The organism is Elizabethkingia bruuniana (genome assembly GCF_002024805.1).
GTDB lineage: Bacteria > Bacteroidota > Bacteroidia > Flavobacteriales > Weeksellaceae > Elizabethkingia > Elizabethkingia bruuniana.
In genome coordinates this window covers 2655427-2674287 of sequence record NZ_CP014337.1, presented here as the reverse complement: position 1 = coordinate 2674287, position 18861 = coordinate 2655427, and the positions used below count along the sequence as shown (strand labels likewise).

Annotated in this window: 21 protein-coding genes; 6 read left to right on the top strand and 15 right to left on the bottom strand. The window is 33.7% G+C overall.

Going from position 1 to position 18861, the window contains the following annotated elements:
• Positions 1-110 precede the first annotated feature (110 nt).
• Both AYC65_RS12385 and AYC65_RS12380 read left to right on the top strand, forming a co-directional pair.
• Positions 111-1643, top strand: coding sequence for a M20/M25/M40 family metallo-hydrolase (locus tag AYC65_RS12385; protein WP_034866889.1), 1533 nt, complete (start codon positions 111-113; stop codon positions 1641-1643).
• A gap of 137 nt (positions 1644-1780) precedes the next feature.
• Positions 1781-2176 carry an RDD family protein gene (locus AYC65_RS12380; protein WP_157877530.1) on the top strand — a complete coding sequence of 132 codons (396 nt, stop codon included), beginning with the start codon at positions 1781-1783 and terminating at the stop codon, positions 2174-2176.
• Positions 2177-2206: 30 nt separating this feature from the next.
• Here the strand turns inward: AYC65_RS12380 and AYC65_RS12375 are convergent, their stop codons facing one another.
• From AYC65_RS12375 to AYC65_RS12330, 10 genes are all read right to left on the bottom strand, one after another.
• Positions 2207-3238 (bottom strand): serine hydrolase domain-containing protein, encoded by a 1032-nt coding sequence (locus AYC65_RS12375; RefSeq protein ID WP_052114600.1) that lies wholly within the window; start codon positions 3236-3238, stop codon positions 2207-2209.
• Between the two features lie 90 nt (positions 3239-3328).
• Positions 3329-4138: a glycoside hydrolase family 25 protein gene (locus AYC65_RS12370; protein ID WP_059333902.1), complete on the bottom strand. Its 810-nt coding sequence runs from the start codon at positions 4136-4138 to the stop codon at positions 3329-3331.
• A 44-nt stretch (positions 4139-4182) separates the two neighbouring features.
• A complete protein-coding gene (locus AYC65_RS12365) occupies positions 4183-4647 on the bottom strand; it encodes a DUF2589 domain-containing protein (RefSeq protein ID WP_034870419.1) in 465 nt (154 codons plus the stop codon).
• Between the two features lie 5 nt (positions 4648-4652).
• Positions 4653-4850, bottom strand: a complete 198-nt coding sequence (locus AYC65_RS12360; protein WP_034870420.1) for a hypothetical protein — start codon at positions 4848-4850, stop codon at positions 4653-4655.
• A gap of 4 nt (positions 4851-4854) precedes the next feature.
• The gene (locus tag AYC65_RS12355; RefSeq protein ID WP_052114731.1) at positions 4855-5388 is read right to left on the bottom strand and encodes a DUF2589 domain-containing protein; all 534 of its coding nucleotides are present in this window, start codon (positions 5386-5388) and stop codon (positions 4855-4857) included.
• Positions 5389-5458: 70 nt separating this feature from the next.
• Positions 5459-6103 (bottom strand): DUF2589 domain-containing protein, encoded by a 645-nt coding sequence (locus tag AYC65_RS12350; RefSeq protein WP_034870421.1) that lies wholly within the window; start codon positions 6101-6103, stop codon positions 5459-5461.
• Between the two features lie 96 nt (positions 6104-6199).
• Complete coding sequence (locus tag AYC65_RS12345; protein WP_034870422.1) at positions 6200-6571, bottom strand: hypothetical protein; 372 nt, start codon at positions 6569-6571, stop codon at positions 6200-6202.
• Positions 6572-6885: 314 nt separating this feature from the next.
• Positions 6886-7626 (bottom strand): LytR/AlgR family response regulator transcription factor, encoded by a 741-nt coding sequence (locus tag AYC65_RS12340; RefSeq protein WP_034870423.1) that lies wholly within the window; start codon positions 7624-7626, stop codon positions 6886-6888.
• A 139-nt stretch (positions 7627-7765) separates the two neighbouring features.
• Positions 7766-7972, bottom strand: coding sequence for an ATP-binding protein (locus tag AYC65_RS12335; RefSeq protein WP_131828163.1), 207 nt, complete (start codon positions 7970-7972; stop codon positions 7766-7768).
• Between the two features lie 414 nt (positions 7973-8386).
• Positions 8387-8569, bottom strand: a complete 183-nt coding sequence (locus tag AYC65_RS12330; protein WP_059333901.1) for a hypothetical protein — start codon at positions 8567-8569, stop codon at positions 8387-8389.
• A 260-nt stretch (positions 8570-8829) separates the two neighbouring features.
• Between AYC65_RS12330 and AYC65_RS12325 the strand changes: the two genes are divergently transcribed.
• The gene (locus AYC65_RS12325) at positions 8830-9033 is read left to right on the top strand and encodes a hypothetical protein (RefSeq protein ID WP_034870915.1); all 204 of its coding nucleotides are present in this window, start codon (positions 8830-8832) and stop codon (positions 9031-9033) included.
• Positions 9034-9091: 58 nt separating this feature from the next.
• Here the strand turns inward: AYC65_RS12325 and AYC65_RS12320 are convergent, their stop codons facing one another.
• A complete protein-coding gene (locus AYC65_RS12320; protein ID WP_034870916.1) occupies positions 9092-10000 on the bottom strand; it encodes a type II CAAX endopeptidase family protein in 909 nt (302 codons plus the stop codon).
• 146 nt (positions 10001-10146) lie between these two features.
• On the opposite strand from AYC65_RS12320, the gene AYC65_RS12315 reads away from it, so the two are divergent.
• Complete coding sequence (locus tag AYC65_RS12315; RefSeq protein WP_034870917.1) at positions 10147-10719, top strand: helix-turn-helix domain-containing protein; 573 nt, start codon at positions 10147-10149, stop codon at positions 10717-10719.
• 87 nt (positions 10720-10806) lie between these two features.
• Positions 10807-12303, top strand: coding sequence for a serine hydrolase (locus AYC65_RS12310; protein WP_034870918.1), 1497 nt, complete (start codon positions 10807-10809; stop codon positions 12301-12303).
• Positions 12304-12376: 73 nt separating this feature from the next.
• On the opposite strand, the gene AYC65_RS12305 is transcribed toward AYC65_RS12310, so the two are convergent.
• Positions 12377-15241 (bottom strand): TonB-dependent receptor plug domain-containing protein, encoded by a 2865-nt coding sequence (locus tag AYC65_RS12305; RefSeq protein ID WP_034870919.1) that lies wholly within the window; start codon positions 15239-15241, stop codon positions 12377-12379.
• A gap of 291 nt (positions 15242-15532) precedes the next feature.
• Between AYC65_RS12305 and AYC65_RS12300 the strand changes: the two genes are divergently transcribed.
• A complete protein-coding gene (locus tag AYC65_RS12300) occupies positions 15533-16051 on the top strand; it encodes a hypothetical protein (RefSeq protein WP_034870920.1) in 519 nt (172 codons plus the stop codon).
• Between the two features lie 58 nt (positions 16052-16109).
• Here AYC65_RS12300 and AYC65_RS12295 read toward each other — a convergent pair whose 3' ends face one another.
• From AYC65_RS12295 to AYC65_RS12285, 3 genes are all read right to left on the bottom strand, one after another.
• Positions 16110-16625, bottom strand: a complete 516-nt coding sequence (locus tag AYC65_RS12295; RefSeq protein WP_034870921.1) for a hypothetical protein — start codon at positions 16623-16625, stop codon at positions 16110-16112.
• An 82-nt stretch (positions 16626-16707) separates the two neighbouring features.
• Positions 16708-18108, bottom strand: a complete 1401-nt coding sequence (locus tag AYC65_RS12290) for an aminotransferase-like domain-containing protein (RefSeq protein ID WP_034870922.1) — start codon at positions 18106-18108, stop codon at positions 16708-16710.
• Positions 18109-18242: 134 nt separating this feature from the next.
• Positions 18243-18791, bottom strand: coding sequence for a hypothetical protein (locus tag AYC65_RS12285; protein ID WP_034870923.1), 549 nt, complete (start codon positions 18789-18791; stop codon positions 18243-18245).
• Positions 18792-18861 lie beyond the last annotated feature (70 nt).

The following is an 18861-nucleotide window of genomic DNA, read 5'->3' as shown; positions in this document are numbered from 1 at the left end:
TCATTGATGTGAAATAGATTGTTATTTGTGAATGAAATAATTATTTATTTTCTTAAATTCACAAAAATGGCTTTCAGAGCTTTTATAAATATTGACAAAATTAAAATAATATGAAAAAAATTATTTTAGGAATTATAACAGTACTTGTTCTTCTGGTTGTAATTGTATTGGTAAAGACTTATACTTATCCGTTTAAAAAAGTAAATGTAAATGCAAAGTCAGCAATGAATATTCCACAGAATGATTCAGCGATATATCGATTTTCGGAAGGATTGAAAATTCCGACTATTTCTACGGGGGAGTTAGGTGATTTTGACTATACCAGTTTTGACCAATTTAAAAAATATTTAAAAGAGACTTACCCTCTTATTTATCAGCATACAGAATACCAGGAAGTAAACGGTTACGGATTGGTTTTTAAGTTGAAGGGAAGTAATTCAGGTTTACAGCCTATTCTGTTTCTTTCCCATATGGATGTTGTGCCACCCGGCGATGCAGATGTTAAAAATAAAGGAGGAAATATTTTCAGACCACAGGATAAACCAGCTGCTTCTCCAAAAGAAGTAGCAGAGGACTGGGATTATGCACCTTTTTCGGGTGCTGTTGCAAACGGACGTATTTATGGAAGGGGAGCATTGGATATGAAGGGAATGCTTTTCTCTTTAATGGAATCTTTGACTACACTTATTAAAGAAAAGCATGTGCCACAGCGGGATATTTATCTTGCTTTTGGTTTTGATGAAGAAGTTGGCGGAAGAAAAGGAGCCGTAAAGATTGCCGAATATTTTAAATCGAAAGGATTGGAATTTGATGCTGTTTACGATGAAGGCGGAATTATTGTAGAAAAAGGCAGTATATCCGGAATTGATTCTGATGTCGCATTAATAGGATGTGCAGAAAAAGGCTTTCTTTCCGCCAGAATAAAAGTAAAAGGATTGGGAGGACATTCTTCCATGCCACCTATGGAAAGTGCAATTGGAAAAGCCGCTGTTATTATGCAGCGATTGGAAGATCATCAGATGAAACCAATGATTACTCCGTTAATACAGGAATTTTTTGACAATGTTGGCGGAGCAATGCCTTTTACTAACCGTATGGCTATTGCAAACCGTTGGCTGCTGAACCCTGTTTTGCTTTCACAGCTTACTAAAAATAATTCTACCAATGCATTAGTGCGCACGACTACAGCTCTTACAATGATGAAAGGGAGTGATGGGACCAATGTGCTCTCTCCTGAAGTAGAATTTGTAGTGAATTTCAGATTACTTCCCGGAAATACTGTGAAAGATGTTAAAAATCATATCGCTAAGGCTACTAAAGGCTTTGATGTGGAAATAGAAGAAGTTGATAATACCAGAGAAGCTTCTGCAGTGTCTTCTACAAAAACAAAAGCTTATAAAGTAATAGAATCGGGAATTAAGGAATTGTATCCGGAAGCTTTAGTTTCTCCTTACCTTACTGTAGGTGGTACAGATGCTTATAAATATCAGATTGTAAGTAAGAATATTTACAGATTTATTCCATTTAAAATAAATCATGCCGAACAGCAAAGTATCCACAGTACAAATGAATATATCAGTATTGAAAACTATATGCGGATGATTCGCTATTTCGAATATGTGATGAAAAATTATGATAAATAACGTATAGTCCTCAATATAGAATATATTACTCTTAAAAAGAATCTTCCGAAGGAAGGTTCTTTTTTTTAATAAATAAAACTAAATGTTATATTAGAGGTTTGAATTATACTCAAGTTTAAATATTAAAAATAATAAGATTGGAAGATAAAATTATTGATTTTTTTAGAAGAGGTTTGGCTTATATATTTGATATTTATTTTATTACAACATCTCAAATAATTATTTTTTCATTGTATAGATATATTTCTTCAGATCTTTTTCGATTAAGTTTGTTGTATATAATTCAAAATTTTAGATTTTTATTTTTAATTAATACTTTGTTATATTTCTTTTTGTGTGAATATATTTTTTCAAAAACATTAGGAAAGAAAATTTTTAAACTAAAAATAGTATATAATAAAAATCGGCTTTTATCAGCTATTATTCGCACACTTATAAGATTATTTCCATTTGATTTGTTCTTTATTCTTATTCCTAAATATAAACCTTTGCATGATATTCTGGCAAAAACTGAAGTTATTAAACGAGGTTGACAGAGTATTTATGAGAGTATTAATATTAAGTTATCTCCACAGGATATCTTCAAAAACTTTCTTCATGTCATTGCATTGGTCGGCATTAGTGAAAAATACATGACCGAACTCTTTTTCCGGGTTAATCATAAATGATGATGTAAAGCCAAGGTTATTTCCACCATGCCAGTAATTAATTGAATTTTTAATTTTGACCACAGCCAGTCCCAGTGTCCAGTTTTGTATTCCAAAGTAGCTTTTTATTGGGTCATTATCATCCAGACGGGATGCTGAGGTGAACATCTCTTTATATTCTTTTTTTTGCTTCATGAGTTTAATAAGGAATTGTGTATAATTTGATGTGTTGGCATAAAGTCCGCCAGCGGGGTCAAATATTGCTCGATCTCTGATATCTTTTACTTGTTGTCTATTTTGGTATCCAGTTGCCTGATTGTATTCCGCTTCTTTTGTTATCACAAAATGAAAATTTTCCAAACCAAGTTTTTTGGCAACCTTTTGTTGGAAAACCTGATCGAGATTCTGAAGATTGGTATTGGTAATTTTAGCAATGACTTTGGCCAGGTATACAAACGCTTCACCGGAATACGAGAATTTTTCACCAGGATTGAATAGTAATGGAATTGGTGTAGTTTCACTCCAGTTAGGCAAACCTGTTGTATGGCTCAGAACCATTCTGGCTGTAATTTTTTTATAACGTTCGTCACTGATATTATCAGCCGGTAAATATTTATACAAAGGTTCGTCTAAATTTAGTTTTCTCTCATGTACAAGCTTTAAAACAAAATAGCTGAAAACAGGTTTGGATAGAGAAGCGGCTTCAAAAAGGGTGTGATTGGTAACTTGTTTTTTCTGCTTAATGTCTGAGACTCCAAATCCTTTATTGTATACAATTTTACCATTATTAATGATTGCGACAGACATTCCAAGTACTTGCAGGGAATCCATAACCTTTTTAATTCTGTTTTCGAAATATGGTATGCTAAGATTTTTCTCAGTATAAGTTTTTATTTGGGCTGAATAAAATGTACAACTTAATAGAAATGAAAATATACTTATTTTCATAGTTCGTTTATACAAAATTAGGAAATAATTAATAGAACCCTTCTGCATATTTAAAGCAGAGGGTTCTATTATAAGTGTTTTTGGGTATTGTTATTTAAAATAAACATCAAGATCTGTTTCTGAAGAATTAATATGGTAATTGTCTGTTTTTTGCCAAATCATACAACCCGATTCTTTCCATGCTTCAGGAATTAGTGGTTTAGGATTGTGTGAATATTCGGCAAGCCATAGTGGATATTTAGAAAAGGCTTTATCATTCAGATATTTGCTTAAAAAATAATAATCTGAATATATAATAGGAGTTGTATTTGTTTTGTTTTCAATCCATTGTAAGAATTTTAACAAATCATTTTTAAGTCTTTTATTATCTATGTATTTTTTTGGGAGGCTTAGCTCCTCGATGTCTATAATGAGGGGAAAATCAGGAGATTTTGTTGCTCCAACGGTATTATAAAAATGGGAGGCTTGTTGAACAGGGTCCTGAGTATACATATAAAAATGATAAGCTCCTTTTGTGATATTATTTACTGTGAGAAATTTCCAGTTTTTTATAAAATCAGGATCAATATCTCTTTCGCCCTGAGTAGACTTGCAAATAACAAAATTTAGTTTGTCTATTTTTGGTAAATCTTCTATAATATTACCGTTCCAGTGGGATATGTCAATGCCTACTAGTGATGTGTTTTGTATCGTATTGCTATAAATACTGTCTTTATAATCTATTGCTTGTTTTGCTTTAATATTTGAATTGTTTGGAGTAAAACTATTTGTTTTTCCAGAAGCGATAAAATTGATATTTTCTTTTTTATTATCTGATTTTATGACTTTATAGGTTACAACTGTTAGTGCTAAAATATTGAATATTAGAAGTCCTAATACTATTCTTGATATAATGTTCATGATTTATATTTATAATTGAATTAATAATATTATTTTGATAATCTTTATCCTGGAATTTGAGCTCTTAATATTTTTTCATATCCTTCAATAATATTTTTAAGGCCTTCTGTATTTTCACCGGGCTTTAAAATGATTTCAAGTTTTGCTGTAGAAGATTTCCGTTTTTTTCCAAATAAATTTCCAGCCTTTAGCTCATCATTAGAAAAACTAACTAATAACTCATTATTATCTAAAGCTATTTCTAGATTTGTAGTTAATTTAACTTCATCTATTTTAGGTGAGTAGACAGGAATCAGTGTTATTATAGGAGTATTTACAGCTACATTTTTTATACTGCTATCTCCCATTTTTACTGGATAGTTCAACGAAACAGTTTTGGCAATCAAGCCTCCATTTTCAGATTGTTCAAAGTATGCATTAATAAAGTCATTGTGTGAACTCAATAAAGTATCATTAGCAATACTTATAGAATCATTAAGAGCTTCTATTAAGTTTTTTAAATTTACCATATTAGTTATTTTTGAGATATTTTGCTTTTTAATTTTGTGAAATTTTCATAGGCTTTCTTTACCTCTCCGATACTAGAAGTAGAAATTTTTATTTGTGCTTTACAGCCTTGGCACTCGAAACTTGCTCCTGCTATTAGTGCTTGTACATTATATATAATATTAGCGTTGCAATTTGGACATGGGAGTTTTTGGTTGATTGTCATAGTTTTAAGATTTTAGATGAATATTATGAGAGTAAAAATTTAGTAGTGTGGTTAACCCTATTGGTAATGGTATAGAACCTCCTGTAATTTCTACAGCTATTTTGGATTGGTTTCTCCTTTGAATAGAATTACTTTCTTCTTTGGAAGAAGATATACTTCCTCTCATTTGCATTTTTTTTTCATTTCCGGTTTCGTTGGTATTATTGCTGGGAGTTAAAGATGTAACCTCCATTTCAAATTTTACATTAATGTCTTTTACACATAGAGAGTTAAAAGGTAAAATGGTTATTAGAGGTAAACCAACGTTGATCGTTTCTACAGGTAAATAATCATCTTCGGATGGGTTGTTTTTTTTTATTATTAAGTTTACCATTTTAGGTATAAAGGAATCTTCATGAGTTTCAAAACAGGTTTCTATTAAGAATTTCACCTGTTCTTGAGCCATTTTAGAGTTTGCATTTGCTGCAGCTATAAATGGAGCAGCTAAAAGATCCTCTATAAGTGCTGCGTTGTGTTTGTATTCTTCTGGATCGCTCATTGTAATACTATTTATTGGTTGATAATATGTTTGGAGGGATTACCTCCAAACATTTATAAATTACTGTATATTATGCCTTTGTTGTTGGTACAGGCATCTGAATAGGTGTAATATTTTTACTATATGCTTCAATAATTGTAAGTACACCTTGTGGAAGAGGTAGTTGACCAGCATGTACTTTTACACTATACTTAGCACTGTTGCTTTTTTGATAGTGTGTTTCATTAGAAGATGATTCTTTAGAATCATAACTAACACTTCCATGTACTGTTACTGAAAGGGGACCCCAACCGACTTTTGCTTCAAACCCTCCTTGTCCGCTTAAATCTGTTTGTTTACTTAGATTTGTATCTTGTGAAAAACTGGATTTTACTTCCATTTCAAAGTCTACATCTACGTTATCTACAGCCAATGAGTTTAAGGGAATAATCGTTAAAATAGGTAGATTGAAAATTGTAGTGAATGGAGTAACTACAGCATCTTTCCCATCTGTTGCAGGAGTAATTGCATTGTTTTGTAACTCCATATTGATAATGATAGGAGTATAGTTATTGGTTTTGTCATCCTTGTTAAAGCATGTGTCTAATAAGAATTGTGTCTGTGTGTATGCCATATTGGCATTTGCTTTAGCAGCAGCCAATAATGGTCCCCCTATAAGAGAGTCTATAGGTAGCCCGGAGAATTGCTGGGCTATGGATAATAATTGATCGTCCATTTTATTAAAATTTTGTGATTTTTTACCTATTCTATACAGTTTTCGGCTTCCCTGTTAATTATTATTTTTTTGATAAAACATTTGTGGAGGACATGCTTATTTGTTGTAAGTGGTTAAGCCAGACCATCTGTTGCTGTAGCACCATGCCAAAATCAGAATACTATTAGTTTTCCCGAAATAATTGGCCCATGTGTTGGTCGGTGTTTTTTCATTTGCTCTTACAGCTTTAACAGTTTGTAATTCTACTAATTTGTCCTCCTGGTAGAAATCATCTTCTCCGACTAAATTACCTTGAGTGTCACCATGAGTTCCGGAAAGAATATAAATCATTACCTTATTCATAGATTGTGGACCAAGGTTCTTGCGAATGTATTTTACAAGTTCTGTAACCTCATCGCCATTTGTGATGTTATCAAAGCCATAGATTGGCTGAGGTCTGGATGGCTTGGAAATAATTACTGATGCCATAATTTATTTTTTTTAATTTCACCTACTCTATATAGTTTTCGGCTTCCCTATTTTTACATTGCATTTATTTTAGGATCAGATGGTAATTGTTTCATGTGAGCACATGTGGGTCTATTCCATTTAATAAACTTGTTGTAAATTGTAACTAAAAGTGCTAGCTTCTTTTGTTAATCTGAAGTGAAATTAGAAATATGAATAAGGAAAATAAGATATAATGTCATGAGGTAAATATTCTATGACATAAAGTTTAAAAAATTTGGTATGAGATTTAAGATGAAATTTTTTTTACATGATATAAATAATTTTCAAACCGCTTAGAAAATTTTGTAACAGGATAAAAAATCTTTATACTTATTACTCAGTACAATAGTGTGATTTCCATGTAATAAAATGATGTTTTCAGAGAGAGTAACTTCTATGATTTTGTCGATATTGGCAATGAAATTTCGATGAGTTCTAATAAATTTATCAGAATCTAGAATAGGTAAAATTTTAGTAAGGGATATTTGTATTAAAAATCTTTCGGTTATAGTAACTACATGGCAGTAGCGTTCTTCTACTTCTATATATATAATATCTTTTATCAAAACTTTTTTAAGACTTTTCCCTTTTTTTACAAAGATAGAATCAGTACCCATTATAGAATTATGCATTATACTAAAAGTATCTTCTTTTTGATAAAATTTTTCTATACCCATTTCTATAGCATACAGTATCTCTAACTCATTAAATGGCTTTAGTAAATAGCTAAATGGTTTGGTTAGTTTTGCTCTTTCAAATATCTGACGATCTGATGAACTCGTAAGGAAAACAAAAGGCTTAGCAGTTTTAGGATTGTTATTGATGGTTTGTGCTAGATTTATTCCTTGTGTGCTATTGTTTAAGAATATATCAATAATGACAAGATCTGTTGGATGGTTGTAAAAAAAATTTAGAGCGTCTTCGTAAGTGGATGCTATTCCAGTAATATTATAATTGTTTGCCACCAATACATTTGCTAGTAACAGACCTTCTTCTGCAGAGTTTTCTACAATTAGAATATTTATTTTATCCATTTTTATGTCTTTAATAAAAAGATAGTCACTTTAGTTCCTTTATTCTCTACTGATTTCAATTCTAGAAAATTATTGTTTTTTTTCTGATATTAATTCGCAGAATTGGAATCCTAAACTCTTATATTGATGATGATGATTTCTATGATTTGCATGAAATTTCTTTTTGTGGTTCTTTACTTCTACTTATTCCAATGTCTTCAATGGTAATAGAAAAATAATTATCAGTAAGTATGTTTTCATTGGTGCTTGTGTTTCCTTTAGGTAAATTATACTTAATTGTATTATCCAAAATATTTTTTAGAATAATTTTTAATGATTTCCAATCTGCATAAATTTTGATTTGCATGGATATCCCATTTTTATATGAAATGTCTTTTTTCACCATCAAAGAAATATAATTGTAAACTATCTGCTCTATGATGGTGTTTGAACAAAATGATTTTTGTTTAATATGTAATTGGTTTGTCTGAAGACGCTATCATCTAGTAGCCTTTCGAAATGTACAATTGTAAAATCGCATTCTTTATTAAAAAAATGAAGCTTTATGAAAAATAGAATTTATGGGAAAAGATGAAGTGGCTTCTTTTATTTTAATTTCTATAAAACTTTGTGTTTGCATTGTAATATAAATGCTAAATAATTAACCTATATAATATATTATTTAGGTTAATATTCTATATAGAATATAGTATATACTATATACTATTCTATTGATAACAGCTTTCTGGAATGATTTTGCTGATGTTGAATAATGAAAATATTATTTTGATTTATATAAATTTTTACCAATAATAAGAATGTTTGCACTTATTTGTACAAAGTTCCTGTCGTCATCAGAATAATTTGCTTGTAAAAGTTGCATTAAAGGATTTTCACCACTATTGTTTTTGAATTCTACAACGCTACCAGTAGTAAAGTTGAAAGGAATTGTTTTTTTTCTCATAAATATATAAATAGAAGTTGATTTGATATATGCAATTTAATAAAAAAATGATATTTAATTATTTATTCTTATAATAATATATAATTATTTGTAAAAATATAATTATATGTATTCTTATTTTTTTAATTAAATTCTAATCATTTTATATGATAAAAAAAGATGAATATTTTTATATTTATGAATGTTATTGTGGATAGATATTTTTAATCTGTCTAAAAAAAGCCTTTACTTTCCGGGAATAATAGTCGTATTTTTACAAAATGGAACTGGAAGAAACGATTATTGAGATTCTAAAAACAAAGAAAACCAAAACCGGCGGAAACTGTGGAACTTATGCTGCTGCAATGTGCTATGATCTGGATATTCCTTATCAGGATGTAAAGCCTATTCTGGAAAAGCTGGAAACAGAAGATAAAATCTTTTACCGCATCGGAGTTGCTGGTAAACTTATTTTCTGGAAATAGATTAGTATTATTCTATAAAAAATAAAGGAACTTTTCGAGTTCCTTTTATAATATAGTTTTATGCTGTAATATGAGTGTTTGAAGAAGAGTCTTCTTCCTGTAAGTTTGGTAATTCCTTTCGCCTTCTCCAGAAATAATAAGCCATAATTGAAGTGGCAATAGGCAGACCAATTCCAAATTCATCTATATAATACATCGTTTTTCCGTTGTCTATCGTAAGTGGTGTAAGTATAGCTTGTATAAATAGATTATGGCTTGCATGTAAAATAACACCAGTCCATAAGCTGCCAGATTTCATACGGAACCAGGTGAAAATAAAACAGCAGGCAAAGATCATAACTGTGAAACAAATTAATGCCAGCCATTTTGGACCACCTGTATTATAGTTGGAAAAAAGCAGAAGTGGATAATGATACAGAGACCATATAACACCCATCCATAAAGAAGTCGATGTATAGGAATTCATTTTTGCCAGTTGGGGAGTAAGAAATCCCCGCCAGCCAATTTCTTCCCCCAGTGCAGAGCTCATAGATCGGATCATTCCAAAACTACCCATTAACAAAATATATAAAAAGATTACAAGTCCGTCAGGTAAATTCCATCCCATTCCTTTGGCTGTTTCCGCTACAAATTCATGATTGTAAAAACCGCCAACACCACTAATCCAAACCACTAAATAAGGTATCAGAGAATAGAGTAATGGTATTGCAAAAGCCAACAATTGATATTTAGTAAGTCCCCATTTCCAGCCTAGAGACGCAATAGGGATTTTGCGGATACGACAGGTAAGCAGCGCTGCGATAGCAGGACACCACATAATAATCATAGCGTAAGATATGGCGCCACCACCGAGCTGCCCGGTTTGGATGCACATATAATAAACCGGAATACATAAAAGAAGAGTCAGCCCCAAGTAAGTGGCAACGTTTTTTCTGATCTCCGGTTTGGAGGTTAGAGTATTTTCCATAAACAGATTTGGTGTGATTAATTTTATTAAAATTACATTTATTTTATTGATTGACTTGTTTTTATATTAATGTTTTTCTGTTACACATATATCTGTCAGGAATATTGAAAAAACTGTAATTTAGTCTGCAGAAATATTTCTAAATTATGTCCAAATTAAAAGCTGCCAGAGAATTGAATAACCTGACACAGGAAGAACTGTCGGATAAATCAAAAATATCTGTCAGAACTATTCAGCGTATAGAATCCGGAACAGAACCTAAAGGACATACACTACGGGCTTTGGCTCAGGCACTGGATGTAGAACAGAGTTCATTACAGGAAAATATAGTTATTTCTGAAGTTGAAACTTCTAACGAAGAAACAAAAGCGAAAGAAGAACTCTCTGATGTAAATTATACTTCTATAAAAATTATTAACCTTTCATCTGTACTTTTTATTTTACTACCACCTCTCAATATTTTGGTTCCTTTACTATTAATGTATAAAATGAAGCAAAAAGACAATGTGGTGAAGCAGATTATCTCCATTCAGATTTTATGGACGCTTTTAGCTCCTGTTGTATTTATACTAGGAATTTTTTTTAAACCAGGGCCTCAGATTACTTTAGTAATTATGATATTTATTGTATTGTCCAATCTGTTTATGATTCTGCGGAATGCAGCAGAGATAGATCGTAAAAGAAAACTGTATTTCAGGCTGAATTTCAGTATGATATAATTTGTGTCAGGGCTTTGTCGGGTTTTTGTCAGGTTTGTTTTTAAAAGAAATTTATCCTGAAATATAATCTTTGTCAAAAAAATAACAATGACAAAGTGTACCCATTTTATCCTTTCTTTTTTTATTTTGTCCTTTAGTGTAATGCATGCACAAACAGAAAAAACAGATCCTCTTTATAAAACAATTATGTCAAAAGACAGTCTGTTTTTTTCAGTAGCTTACAATAGTTGTAATATGCTGCAGATGGAAAATATGTTAAGTGATAGCTTTGAATTTTATCACGATAAAGGAGGCTTCGCAAACAAAAAGAAATTTATAACTGATTTTAAAAACGGATTATGTAAATCTCCGGAGACCTATCAATTAAAAAGATTTCTGATTGGAAAAAGCACTGAGATCTATCCCATGTATAAAGATGGAAAGATATATGCTGCCATTCAGAATGGAGATCATCTGTTTTATGAAAAGATAGGAAATCAAGCTGAAAAATTGGTTGGAGAAGCCCGATTTACCCACCTCTGGATATTGGAAAACGGAGAATGGAAACTTAAGAACTCATTGAGCTTTAATCATCATCCAAAGCAAACCACTGATAGTGAAACAATGTTTGATAATGACCGGTCGATGGAAAGCTGGCTGAAAGAAAATAAAATTCCCAATCTGGGATTAGGAATTATCGAAGGAGGGGAGCTGAAGCACATTAAAGTGTTTGGCGAAATAAAAAAAGGATTTTCTGCACCCAATAATACCCTTTTCAATGTCGCATCTCTTACTAAGCCTGTAACAGCAATGGTGGCATTACGCCTGATCAGTCTCGGGAAATGGAAGTTGGATGAATCACTTGATCAATACTGGATAGATCCGGATCTTGTAAATGATCCGAGGCATAAGAAGCTTACTACAAGAATTGTGCTTTCGCACCAGACTGGTTTTCCTAATTGGAGATGGATGAATAAAGACAAAAAGCTGAATTTCCAATTCGATCCCGGAACAAAATATCAGTATTCAGGGGAAGGTTTTGAATATCTCAGAAAAGCTCTTGAAAAGAAATTTGGAAAAACATTGGAACAACTGGCGCAGGAACTTGTTTTTCAGCCTTTTCATATGAATGATACCCATTACATCTGGAATCAAAATACGGATGAAACCAGATTTGCTATTGGATATAATACAGAAGGGCAGCCTTATCCTATAGAAAAGAACAGAACAGTCAACGCAGCCGACGACCTGCACACTACCATATCAGATTATGGAAATTTTTTGGTGAATGTGATGAAAGGTAAAAATCTGAAACCGGAAGTCTATCAGGAAATGATAAAAAAGCAGGTGAAAACTGGAGGGAGAATCGGTAAATATTTTGGATTAGGTTTTGAAATATATGATCTCGGGAATGGTGAATTTGCTCTGTCACATGGCGGATCAGATAACGGAACTCGATGTCTTGTTTTTATATTACCAAAGACTAAACAGGGAATTCTGATATTTACAAATTCGGATGATGGTTATAAAGTATATGAAAAGTTGGTTACCCATTATCTGGGTGAAGAAGGAAAGAAAATTGTAGATATTGAAATGAAGAGATAACCATATAAAGATATAACCGCACAAATCACCAAGTATTTGTGCGGTTGTGTTAGTTAATCAGTCTAAATATTAATTAAAAAGTCAAATTAATTCTTGCGAAAAGATATCTTCCGTTCATACCGAACTGAGATACATTTCTGGAATAGACAAACTGATTCTGATTGGAGAGATCAATTGTTGTAGCTGTTGCCGGGTAAGTGATATTCCCGTTAGCATCAACGCCCGATGGTCTTTTTGCATTTACAGGGCCATAATTAAGATCCGGATAAATATCAAAAATATTATTAGCACCTACTGTCAGTCTTATAGATTTATTGAATTTATAACCAACAGATAAATCCGTTACAACCCTGCCGCCCCATACCGGATGTTCTGTTTCTACGGCCTGTCCGTTGATTACCTGAGCCTGAATAATACCATCACCATTAACATCAACAGTATTAGGATCTGTCACTTTTCCAAAATAAACATTTCGCATCAGGAAGCTTAGATTTCCTAAATCTAAAGTATTGTTCAGAGACATTTTCAACCTTGGAATAGCTTCTTCCAGATACACCCTGCTGGTTTCGGAGTAATATCTGTTGATTTGTCCGGCATTAACTAATATGTCCGATCCTTTAATGTCCCCGATTCTGTTTGTTTTGGCAACCATTAAAGCGAAATCCGAATTAAGCATTGTCTTGGCTCCAAGCCTCGCTTTATGAGAAATTACAGCTTCAATTCCCTTGGTTTGAGTATTAATAGCATTGGCAAAGAATGTTGCGGCATTGGCACCGGCCTGTTCGAAAGCATTGTAAAGTTTTTCCTGATTAGATCCCGGTGCACCAGGTGCCGAAGGTTTGGAAAACTGATCCGTAAGTACCACTCTGTCGTTAATCCGGATGTAATAACCGTCTACAGTAAACGTAAGATTGGCCTGCGGGATTTTAGCCGTAAACCCTACTGAGAAACTTTTAGATTCCTCCTGCTTCAGAGATGGGATTCCCAGAATTTTAGCTGCTTCAGAATCGTTAGAGAAAGTCCCCACTTCATAAGGAACACCGCCAACAAACTGAGTAGAAGTAGAGTTAAAATAAATCTGTTGTAAAGAAGGTGCCCGGAATCCGGTAGAATGAGCTGCTCTGAAGTTCAGATTATTTGTTATTTTGTAACGTGTTGCAATTTTATAATTGAAGGTAGAACCAAAGTCCGAATAGTTTTCAAATCTTAATGCAGCGCTCAGTAACCATTTGTCTGTAATATCCAGTTCCGAGTCCACATAAGCCGCGACTGATTGTCTTCCTTTATTCAAAGCGTTTTCCGGGCGGAATCCCGGAAATACCTGTGCCCCACCAGGTCTGCTGCTGCCATAAAAATCTGTTGGTTTTAAGGAAGACGCAGTTTTAGGTGTTACCAGATTACCATTGATATCATAACTCGCCCATGAAGATTCCTCACCTTGTGTTATTTTAAAATTCTCGAAACGGGCTTCTGCACCAAATGCGAGATTAAAACCTTTCAGCCAATTGAACTTGGTATCAAAATCAGCATTAATAGTATTCTGAGAAAAGCCTAACGAGCCAGCTTTAAACTCTGTTTTATCCGAGAAGGACATTGTAGAATTGGTAGTGTTTTTAATCGTATAATCAAATGTGTTTTGTCCGAAAGTATTACTTATATCATAGTTTACTTTGCCTATTTTTCCTTTAAATCCCGCAGCAAAAGAGATGTCGGTAACTGCAGAAGCAATTTCCGGTAAAAAGCCGTTAGGAAAGACAGACGTAAGTGTCCGACTTTGGTTAGGTCTTCTGAAGAAGCCGGCTGCATTCCCGTCTCTATATGAATAACCTCCGAATGCATAACCTCTTATACCGGAAGTGATGTCGAATTCGGAATTAACAAACAATTGACCGCTTTTTAGTTTAGATTGCCCGATTCTCATATTGAAGTCATTTCTTGTAAGTCCTCTGTAGGCCAGTTCGTTTTCGGTAACATCAAAATTAAGAGCTGATTGTAATGCTGATATAGTATTAGCCGATTGAATAGCCGATTGTTGCGCACTGGTGAAATAACCTACATTTCCGGCATACTGGTGTATGTAATCAATAATACGCTGGGAGTTTGTTGTATTGCTGATATTTGAAAACAGAGAATTGATATTTACTCCATTTTGCAAAGCCCTCTGTTCAATAGCGTTATAGGCATTAAAAATAGTTCCGGTGGCAGCATTAGCTCTTCTTGTATCACCACGACTCATTAATGATCCTGTAAAGTTGATAAAACCATTGGAACCTATTTTTGTCCCGTAGTTCAGGTCTAGCTGATATTTATCTCCATCCCATCCTTTCTGGTGGTCATTAGATCCTTTGGAATTGAATGCACCGGCGGTAATGGCTGCTATAAGCTGATTTGTATTTTTCTTCATTACCACATTAATAACTCCGGCAATAGCATCAGAGCCATACTGTGCAGATGCACCGTCTCTCAGTACTTCAACTCTTTCAATGGCAAAAGAAGGAATAGCATTCAAGTCAGTACCTACTGAGCCTCTTCCGGGAGTACCGTTGATGTTCACCAGTGATGAGGTATGCCGCCTTTTACCATTTAATAATACCAATACCTGGTCTGGTCCAAGACCTCTGAGCTGAGCCGGGTCGATGTGATCCGTTCCGTCAGCAACTGTGGAAGAATTAGAAGTGAAGGATGGTGCGGCATAATTCAGAATCTGTGTTAGATCTGTTTGAGGACTTAAAACCGATTGCTGACCAATATTAATAACATCAATAGGAACAGGTGTATCGGTAGCAACTCTGGCTTTGTTTCGGGAGCCAATTGTAATTTTTACTTCCTCAATTGTTTTGCTTTTCAAAGTATCCTTTTCCTGTGCGTAGATACAGAGGTTTCCGACGAGAAAGCATACGACCCCCAGGGCCATACTTTTTTTGTGATTGGTGTTCATCTTAGTGTAGTTTTAGATTATAATTGTATAAAAATATTAAAAAAATAATAAAATAAAATTTTTAATGCTGTTTTATCAAATAATTTTAGTTTTATTTATTTTTATTATGTTAAATTAATTCAATTGTTATTGATTTGTCTTTATTTGTTGTATAGTGTTTTTATACTAAAAGAAACAGGTAATTGTATTGGTTTGGTCCAATGAAAATATTGCAGACAGATATCAGATTTCTTAGTATTATTGTCTTAACATAAAAACAGATGATAAAGTAATTTTAATGCCTCACAGAATATGAGTTTAGAAGAAATTTTTCAGGACAAATCCATAAAAGCTAAGGCCAAAGTTGCACAAATTGGAGAATGGCTTATTAGTCGGGAATTACCAGTAGATGAATTATTGGCATTTGCAGACACACAATCTTCAACTAATAAAGCGACTTGTATAGAAGCTGTAGAATATGCTACCAAAAAATCTGTGATTACATCGGATGATTCCTTGTTAAGTTATGTTACAAAAACTTTGGCAGAGGAAGAACCTAGAATTAAATGGGAGAGTGCTAAAGTGATCGGAAATATTTCGAAGCAGTTTGCAGACCAATTAGCCCCGACAATAGCGGGGCTCTTAATAAATGCTGAAAATAAAGGAACCGTAGTTCGATGGGCTACAGCCTACGCACTGGCTGAAATCCTGAAACTAAAAATGGATTACAATAAAGTCTTACTTCCCAAAATCGAAATCTTATCCGAGAAAGAGGAAGACAATGGTGTAAAGAAAAAATACCTTGATGCACTAAAAAAAGTAAGGAAGTAAAATGCAGTTTACTCTAATTAAAATTCTGATAGAATATTACGTTGGGGGGGAGTACAGTTTAGTGTTTGTATTTTATTAAAATAACAGAAGCTTGTTCAAAAGGTTCCATAACCGACTTTTCATGTATAACAAATCCGGATTCTTCAAAAAACGAAATCAATGGATCATTTTCCAATGTTTCTATCCAGCAAGCTTCATCAAAAGTACGGGCAATGGAAAGGCATTTTTTCCACAAAGCCTGTCTTGTTTCCGGGCTATTATACTCAGGTAAAATATAGAAAAAAGCATAGTTAATCACTCTTTTTCCCTCCAGAACTGCGGGCCGTTGAAAAGAGTTTCGGATAATAGTATAACCTGCAGGTTTATCCTCGACAAACAAGATGAGCAACTGGGTACTAAGATCGTTTAGCTCATTAATTGTATTGCGATGATTCAGGTGTTCGTTAATATAATTTTTGAGTTGTTTAGTATCCACTGCATTTTCATACCGTTCTTTTATTTGTGCATTCTGAAGCATTAAAAGTTGGCTAACTCCTTCCTCAGAGCCGATAGTGAATCTTACCGCTATATTCATTCTTGTTCTATATTTTGATGTAAAAGTAGAGGAAGTCCTGTTTCGGTACAAGGTACAGAATGTTGCAAAATAATCGGTACAGTTAGTTGGATAATAAAGCTCCTATCTTTTGTATCGATTGAAGATCGGAATCAGTTATCCGTTGTGAGAAAATACTCCGGAAATGATGATCATAAATATTGGTAAAAGAAAATGTTTTTCCCGGAGTGAAATGCAATCGGTATTTTTCACAATAATTATAAAATTCTTTCATGTCAACCTTTGCAGGAAGTCTGCTCCATATACTATAGCCACCTTGCGGAATCGGGGTATAAGAGTCAGTCAAATATTGGTTAAAAGTATTTATCAATGCTAAAGCTTGTTGTTCTAGCTGAAACCGGAAAGATCTCAGGTGTTTGTCATAGCTGGAAGAATTAAGTAATTGACTGATTACTTCCTGATTAAACGGAGAAACAGACCTGCCGAGTGAAAACTTTACACGTTCGGCTTTCGGGAAAAATCTGCCGGCAGACATCCAGCCTAGCCGGATACCGGGCGCCAGACTTTTTGAAAATGAAGAGTAAGTAATGACGTTGCCTGTAGTATCAAAATTTTTGATATTAGAAGGCCTGGAATTGCCAAAATGCAGATCGCTATATATATCATTTTCTATAATTGGAATATTGTATTGATCAGTGATCATTAGTATCTCTTTCTTCCGGTCATCGGAGATTAAGATACCTGTAGGATTGTGAAAATTCGGGGTCAGCACAATAGCTTTTATGCTATTCTTTTTGCAGGCGCTTTCGAGATAACCGATATCGAAGCCGTTTTTGTAACTTACCGGAATTTCAATTGTTTTTAGCCGAAGATTGGCTATAACTTCCAGAACGGAAAATACACACGGACTTTCGATTGCAACAATATCTCCCGGCTCTGTCGTAGCGGCCAGTGCAATGTACAATGCCTGAAGAGCTCCGTCTGTAATGATTATTTCATCCGGGTTAATCATTGCACCATGTCGTGCAGACCGTCTGGATAGTAGGTTTCTTAACTGTTCCGATCCATTCGCCGGATAATACCGAAGTAAGGCGGCTCCTTTCTCACGAATTACTTTTTGCATTGTATTCAGCAAGAGCTTCTGAGGTACAAAAAGATCTGAAGGGGCAGCTGTATTCAATGGAGTAAATTCAGTATGGCGACCAGGGTCAGAAGTAAGGGTTATATTTTCATGAAAAACAGGATCTCTGGGAACAGGAGTAGGTATAGGATGTTGTTCATCTGCTTTAGATATATGCGCTACTTTATAGCCACGGCGCGGGAGACTAATTATAAGGCCCTTGAATACAAGATAATCATAGCCGCTTTGTACAGAGCTTGTACTCAGGCTAAATTCCTGTTTTATATTCCTAACGGAAGGAAGCCAGTCTCCTGGTTTTAATATTCCTTTGTTAATATTCTCTTCAATAGCAGATGTAAATATCTTATACTTATAATCCCTCATTCTACAGGCAAAAAGCTCCTAAGTGTAAATTTAGTAAATATAAATCCGTTTTGTACTCAGGAAATGGAAAGATTGAAAATAAAAACAGCAGCACAGATATTACTGTGCTGCTGTTTTCTGATATAATTTATTTTCTATTTTACTTTTTCCAGAAGATACAGTTTCGCTCCTGAGAAAGCCAGTTTAGGCATCAGGTTTCCTTCCAGTACCATAGTTTTGTTATTTACATCGATAACCGAAATATAATTACTGGAGTTGTATTCTATATAGTTTTCTTTTTCTTTGGTTACCGGATTCTTTCCAAATTTCATAGAGTATTTTTGCCACTCTTCTTTATCAGAACTGCAGTGTACCGGTTTGAATTTAGATTTTCGGCTGTTGAAAATAATCTGATCGAAGCTGTCGTTTGTACATTCTGTTGCAAAGTTACTTTCCGGATTCTGGTCTTTTGTAAAGTCTTCAAAAGAACCACGGTATACACCCACAACTTTCCAGGTACCGTCTATGCGATTTTCATCTATCTTTCCTTTTGCTTTGCTTACGGCCCAGCTAATTCCGTTTACTGTTCCTTTTACCGCTTTGTAGCTTACATTTACCGCTCCTTTTACCACTTTTGCTGCAGTAGATACTACACAGGAATTCAGTAAAAATGCAGCTGAAATTATGAATACAATCTTTTTCATCTTGTCTGATTTTTGTTTCCGGTTACGAAGATAATGTTTTATAAAAAACTCAATACAAATAATTATTTCT

Coding starts and splice junctions, on each gene's coding strand:
- AYC65_RS12360 (WP_034870420.1), bottom strand. CDS start 4,850: ATGACAATCAACCAAAAACTCCCATGTCCAAATTGCAACGCTAATATT.
- AYC65_RS12370 (WP_059333902.1), bottom strand. CDS start 4,138: ATGAACATTATATCAAGAATAGTATTAGGACTTCTAATATTCAATATT.
- AYC65_RS12300 (WP_034870920.1), top strand. CDS start 15,533: ATGAGTTTAGAAGAAATTTTTCAGGACAAATCCATAAAAGCTAAGGCC.
- AYC65_RS12355 (WP_052114731.1), bottom strand. CDS start 5,388: ATGAGCGATCCAGAAGAATACAAACACAACGCAGCACTTATAGAGGAT.
- AYC65_RS12290 (WP_034870922.1), bottom strand. CDS start 18,108: ATGAGGGATTATAAGTATAAGATATTTACATCTGCTATTGAAGAGAAT.
- AYC65_RS12365 (WP_034870419.1), bottom strand. CDS start 4,647: ATGGTAAATTTAAAAAACTTAATAGAAGCTCTTAATGATTCTATAAGT.
- AYC65_RS12315 (WP_034870917.1), top strand. CDS start 10,147: ATGTCCAAATTAAAAGCTGCCAGAGAATTGAATAACCTGACACAGGAA.
- AYC65_RS12320 (WP_034870916.1), bottom strand. CDS start 10,000: ATGGAAAATACTCTAACCTCCAAACCGGAGATCAGAAAAAACGTTGCC.
- AYC65_RS12345 (WP_034870422.1), bottom strand. CDS start 6,571: ATGGCATCAGTAATTATTTCCAAGCCATCCAGACCTCAGCCAATCTAT.
- AYC65_RS12310 (WP_034870918.1), top strand. CDS start 10,807: ATGACAAAGTGTACCCATTTTATCCTTTCTTTTTTTATTTTGTCCTTT.
- AYC65_RS12325 (WP_034870915.1), top strand. CDS start 8,830: ATGGAACTGGAAGAAACGATTATTGAGATTCTAAAAACAAAGAAAACC.
- AYC65_RS12340 (WP_034870423.1), bottom strand. CDS start 7,626: ATGGATAAAATAAATATTCTAATTGTAGAAAACTCTGCAGAAGAAGGT.
- AYC65_RS12285 (WP_034870923.1), bottom strand. CDS start 18,791: ATGAAAAAGATTGTATTCATAATTTCAGCTGCATTTTTACTGAATTCC.
- AYC65_RS12385 (WP_034866889.1), top strand. CDS start 111: ATGAAAAAAATTATTTTAGGAATTATAACAGTACTTGTTCTTCTGGTT.
- AYC65_RS12295 (WP_034870921.1), bottom strand. CDS start 16,625: ATGAATATAGCGGTAAGATTCACTATCGGCTCTGAGGAAGGAGTTAGC.
- AYC65_RS12330 (WP_059333901.1), bottom strand. CDS start 8,569: ATGAGAAAAAAAACAATTCCTTTCAACTTTACTACTGGTAGCGTTGTA.
- AYC65_RS12375 (WP_052114600.1), bottom strand. CDS start 3,238: ATGAAAATAAGTATATTTTCATTTCTATTAAGTTGTACATTTTATTCA.
- AYC65_RS12305 (WP_034870919.1), bottom strand. CDS start 15,241: ATGAACACCAATCACAAAAAAAGTATGGCCCTGGGGGTCGTATGCTTT.
- AYC65_RS12335 (WP_131828163.1), bottom strand. CDS start 7,972: ATGCAAATCAAAATTTATGCAGATTGGAAATCATTAAAAATTATTCTA.
- AYC65_RS12350 (WP_034870421.1), bottom strand. CDS start 6,103: ATGGACGATCAATTATTATCCATAGCCCAGCAATTCTCCGGGCTACCT.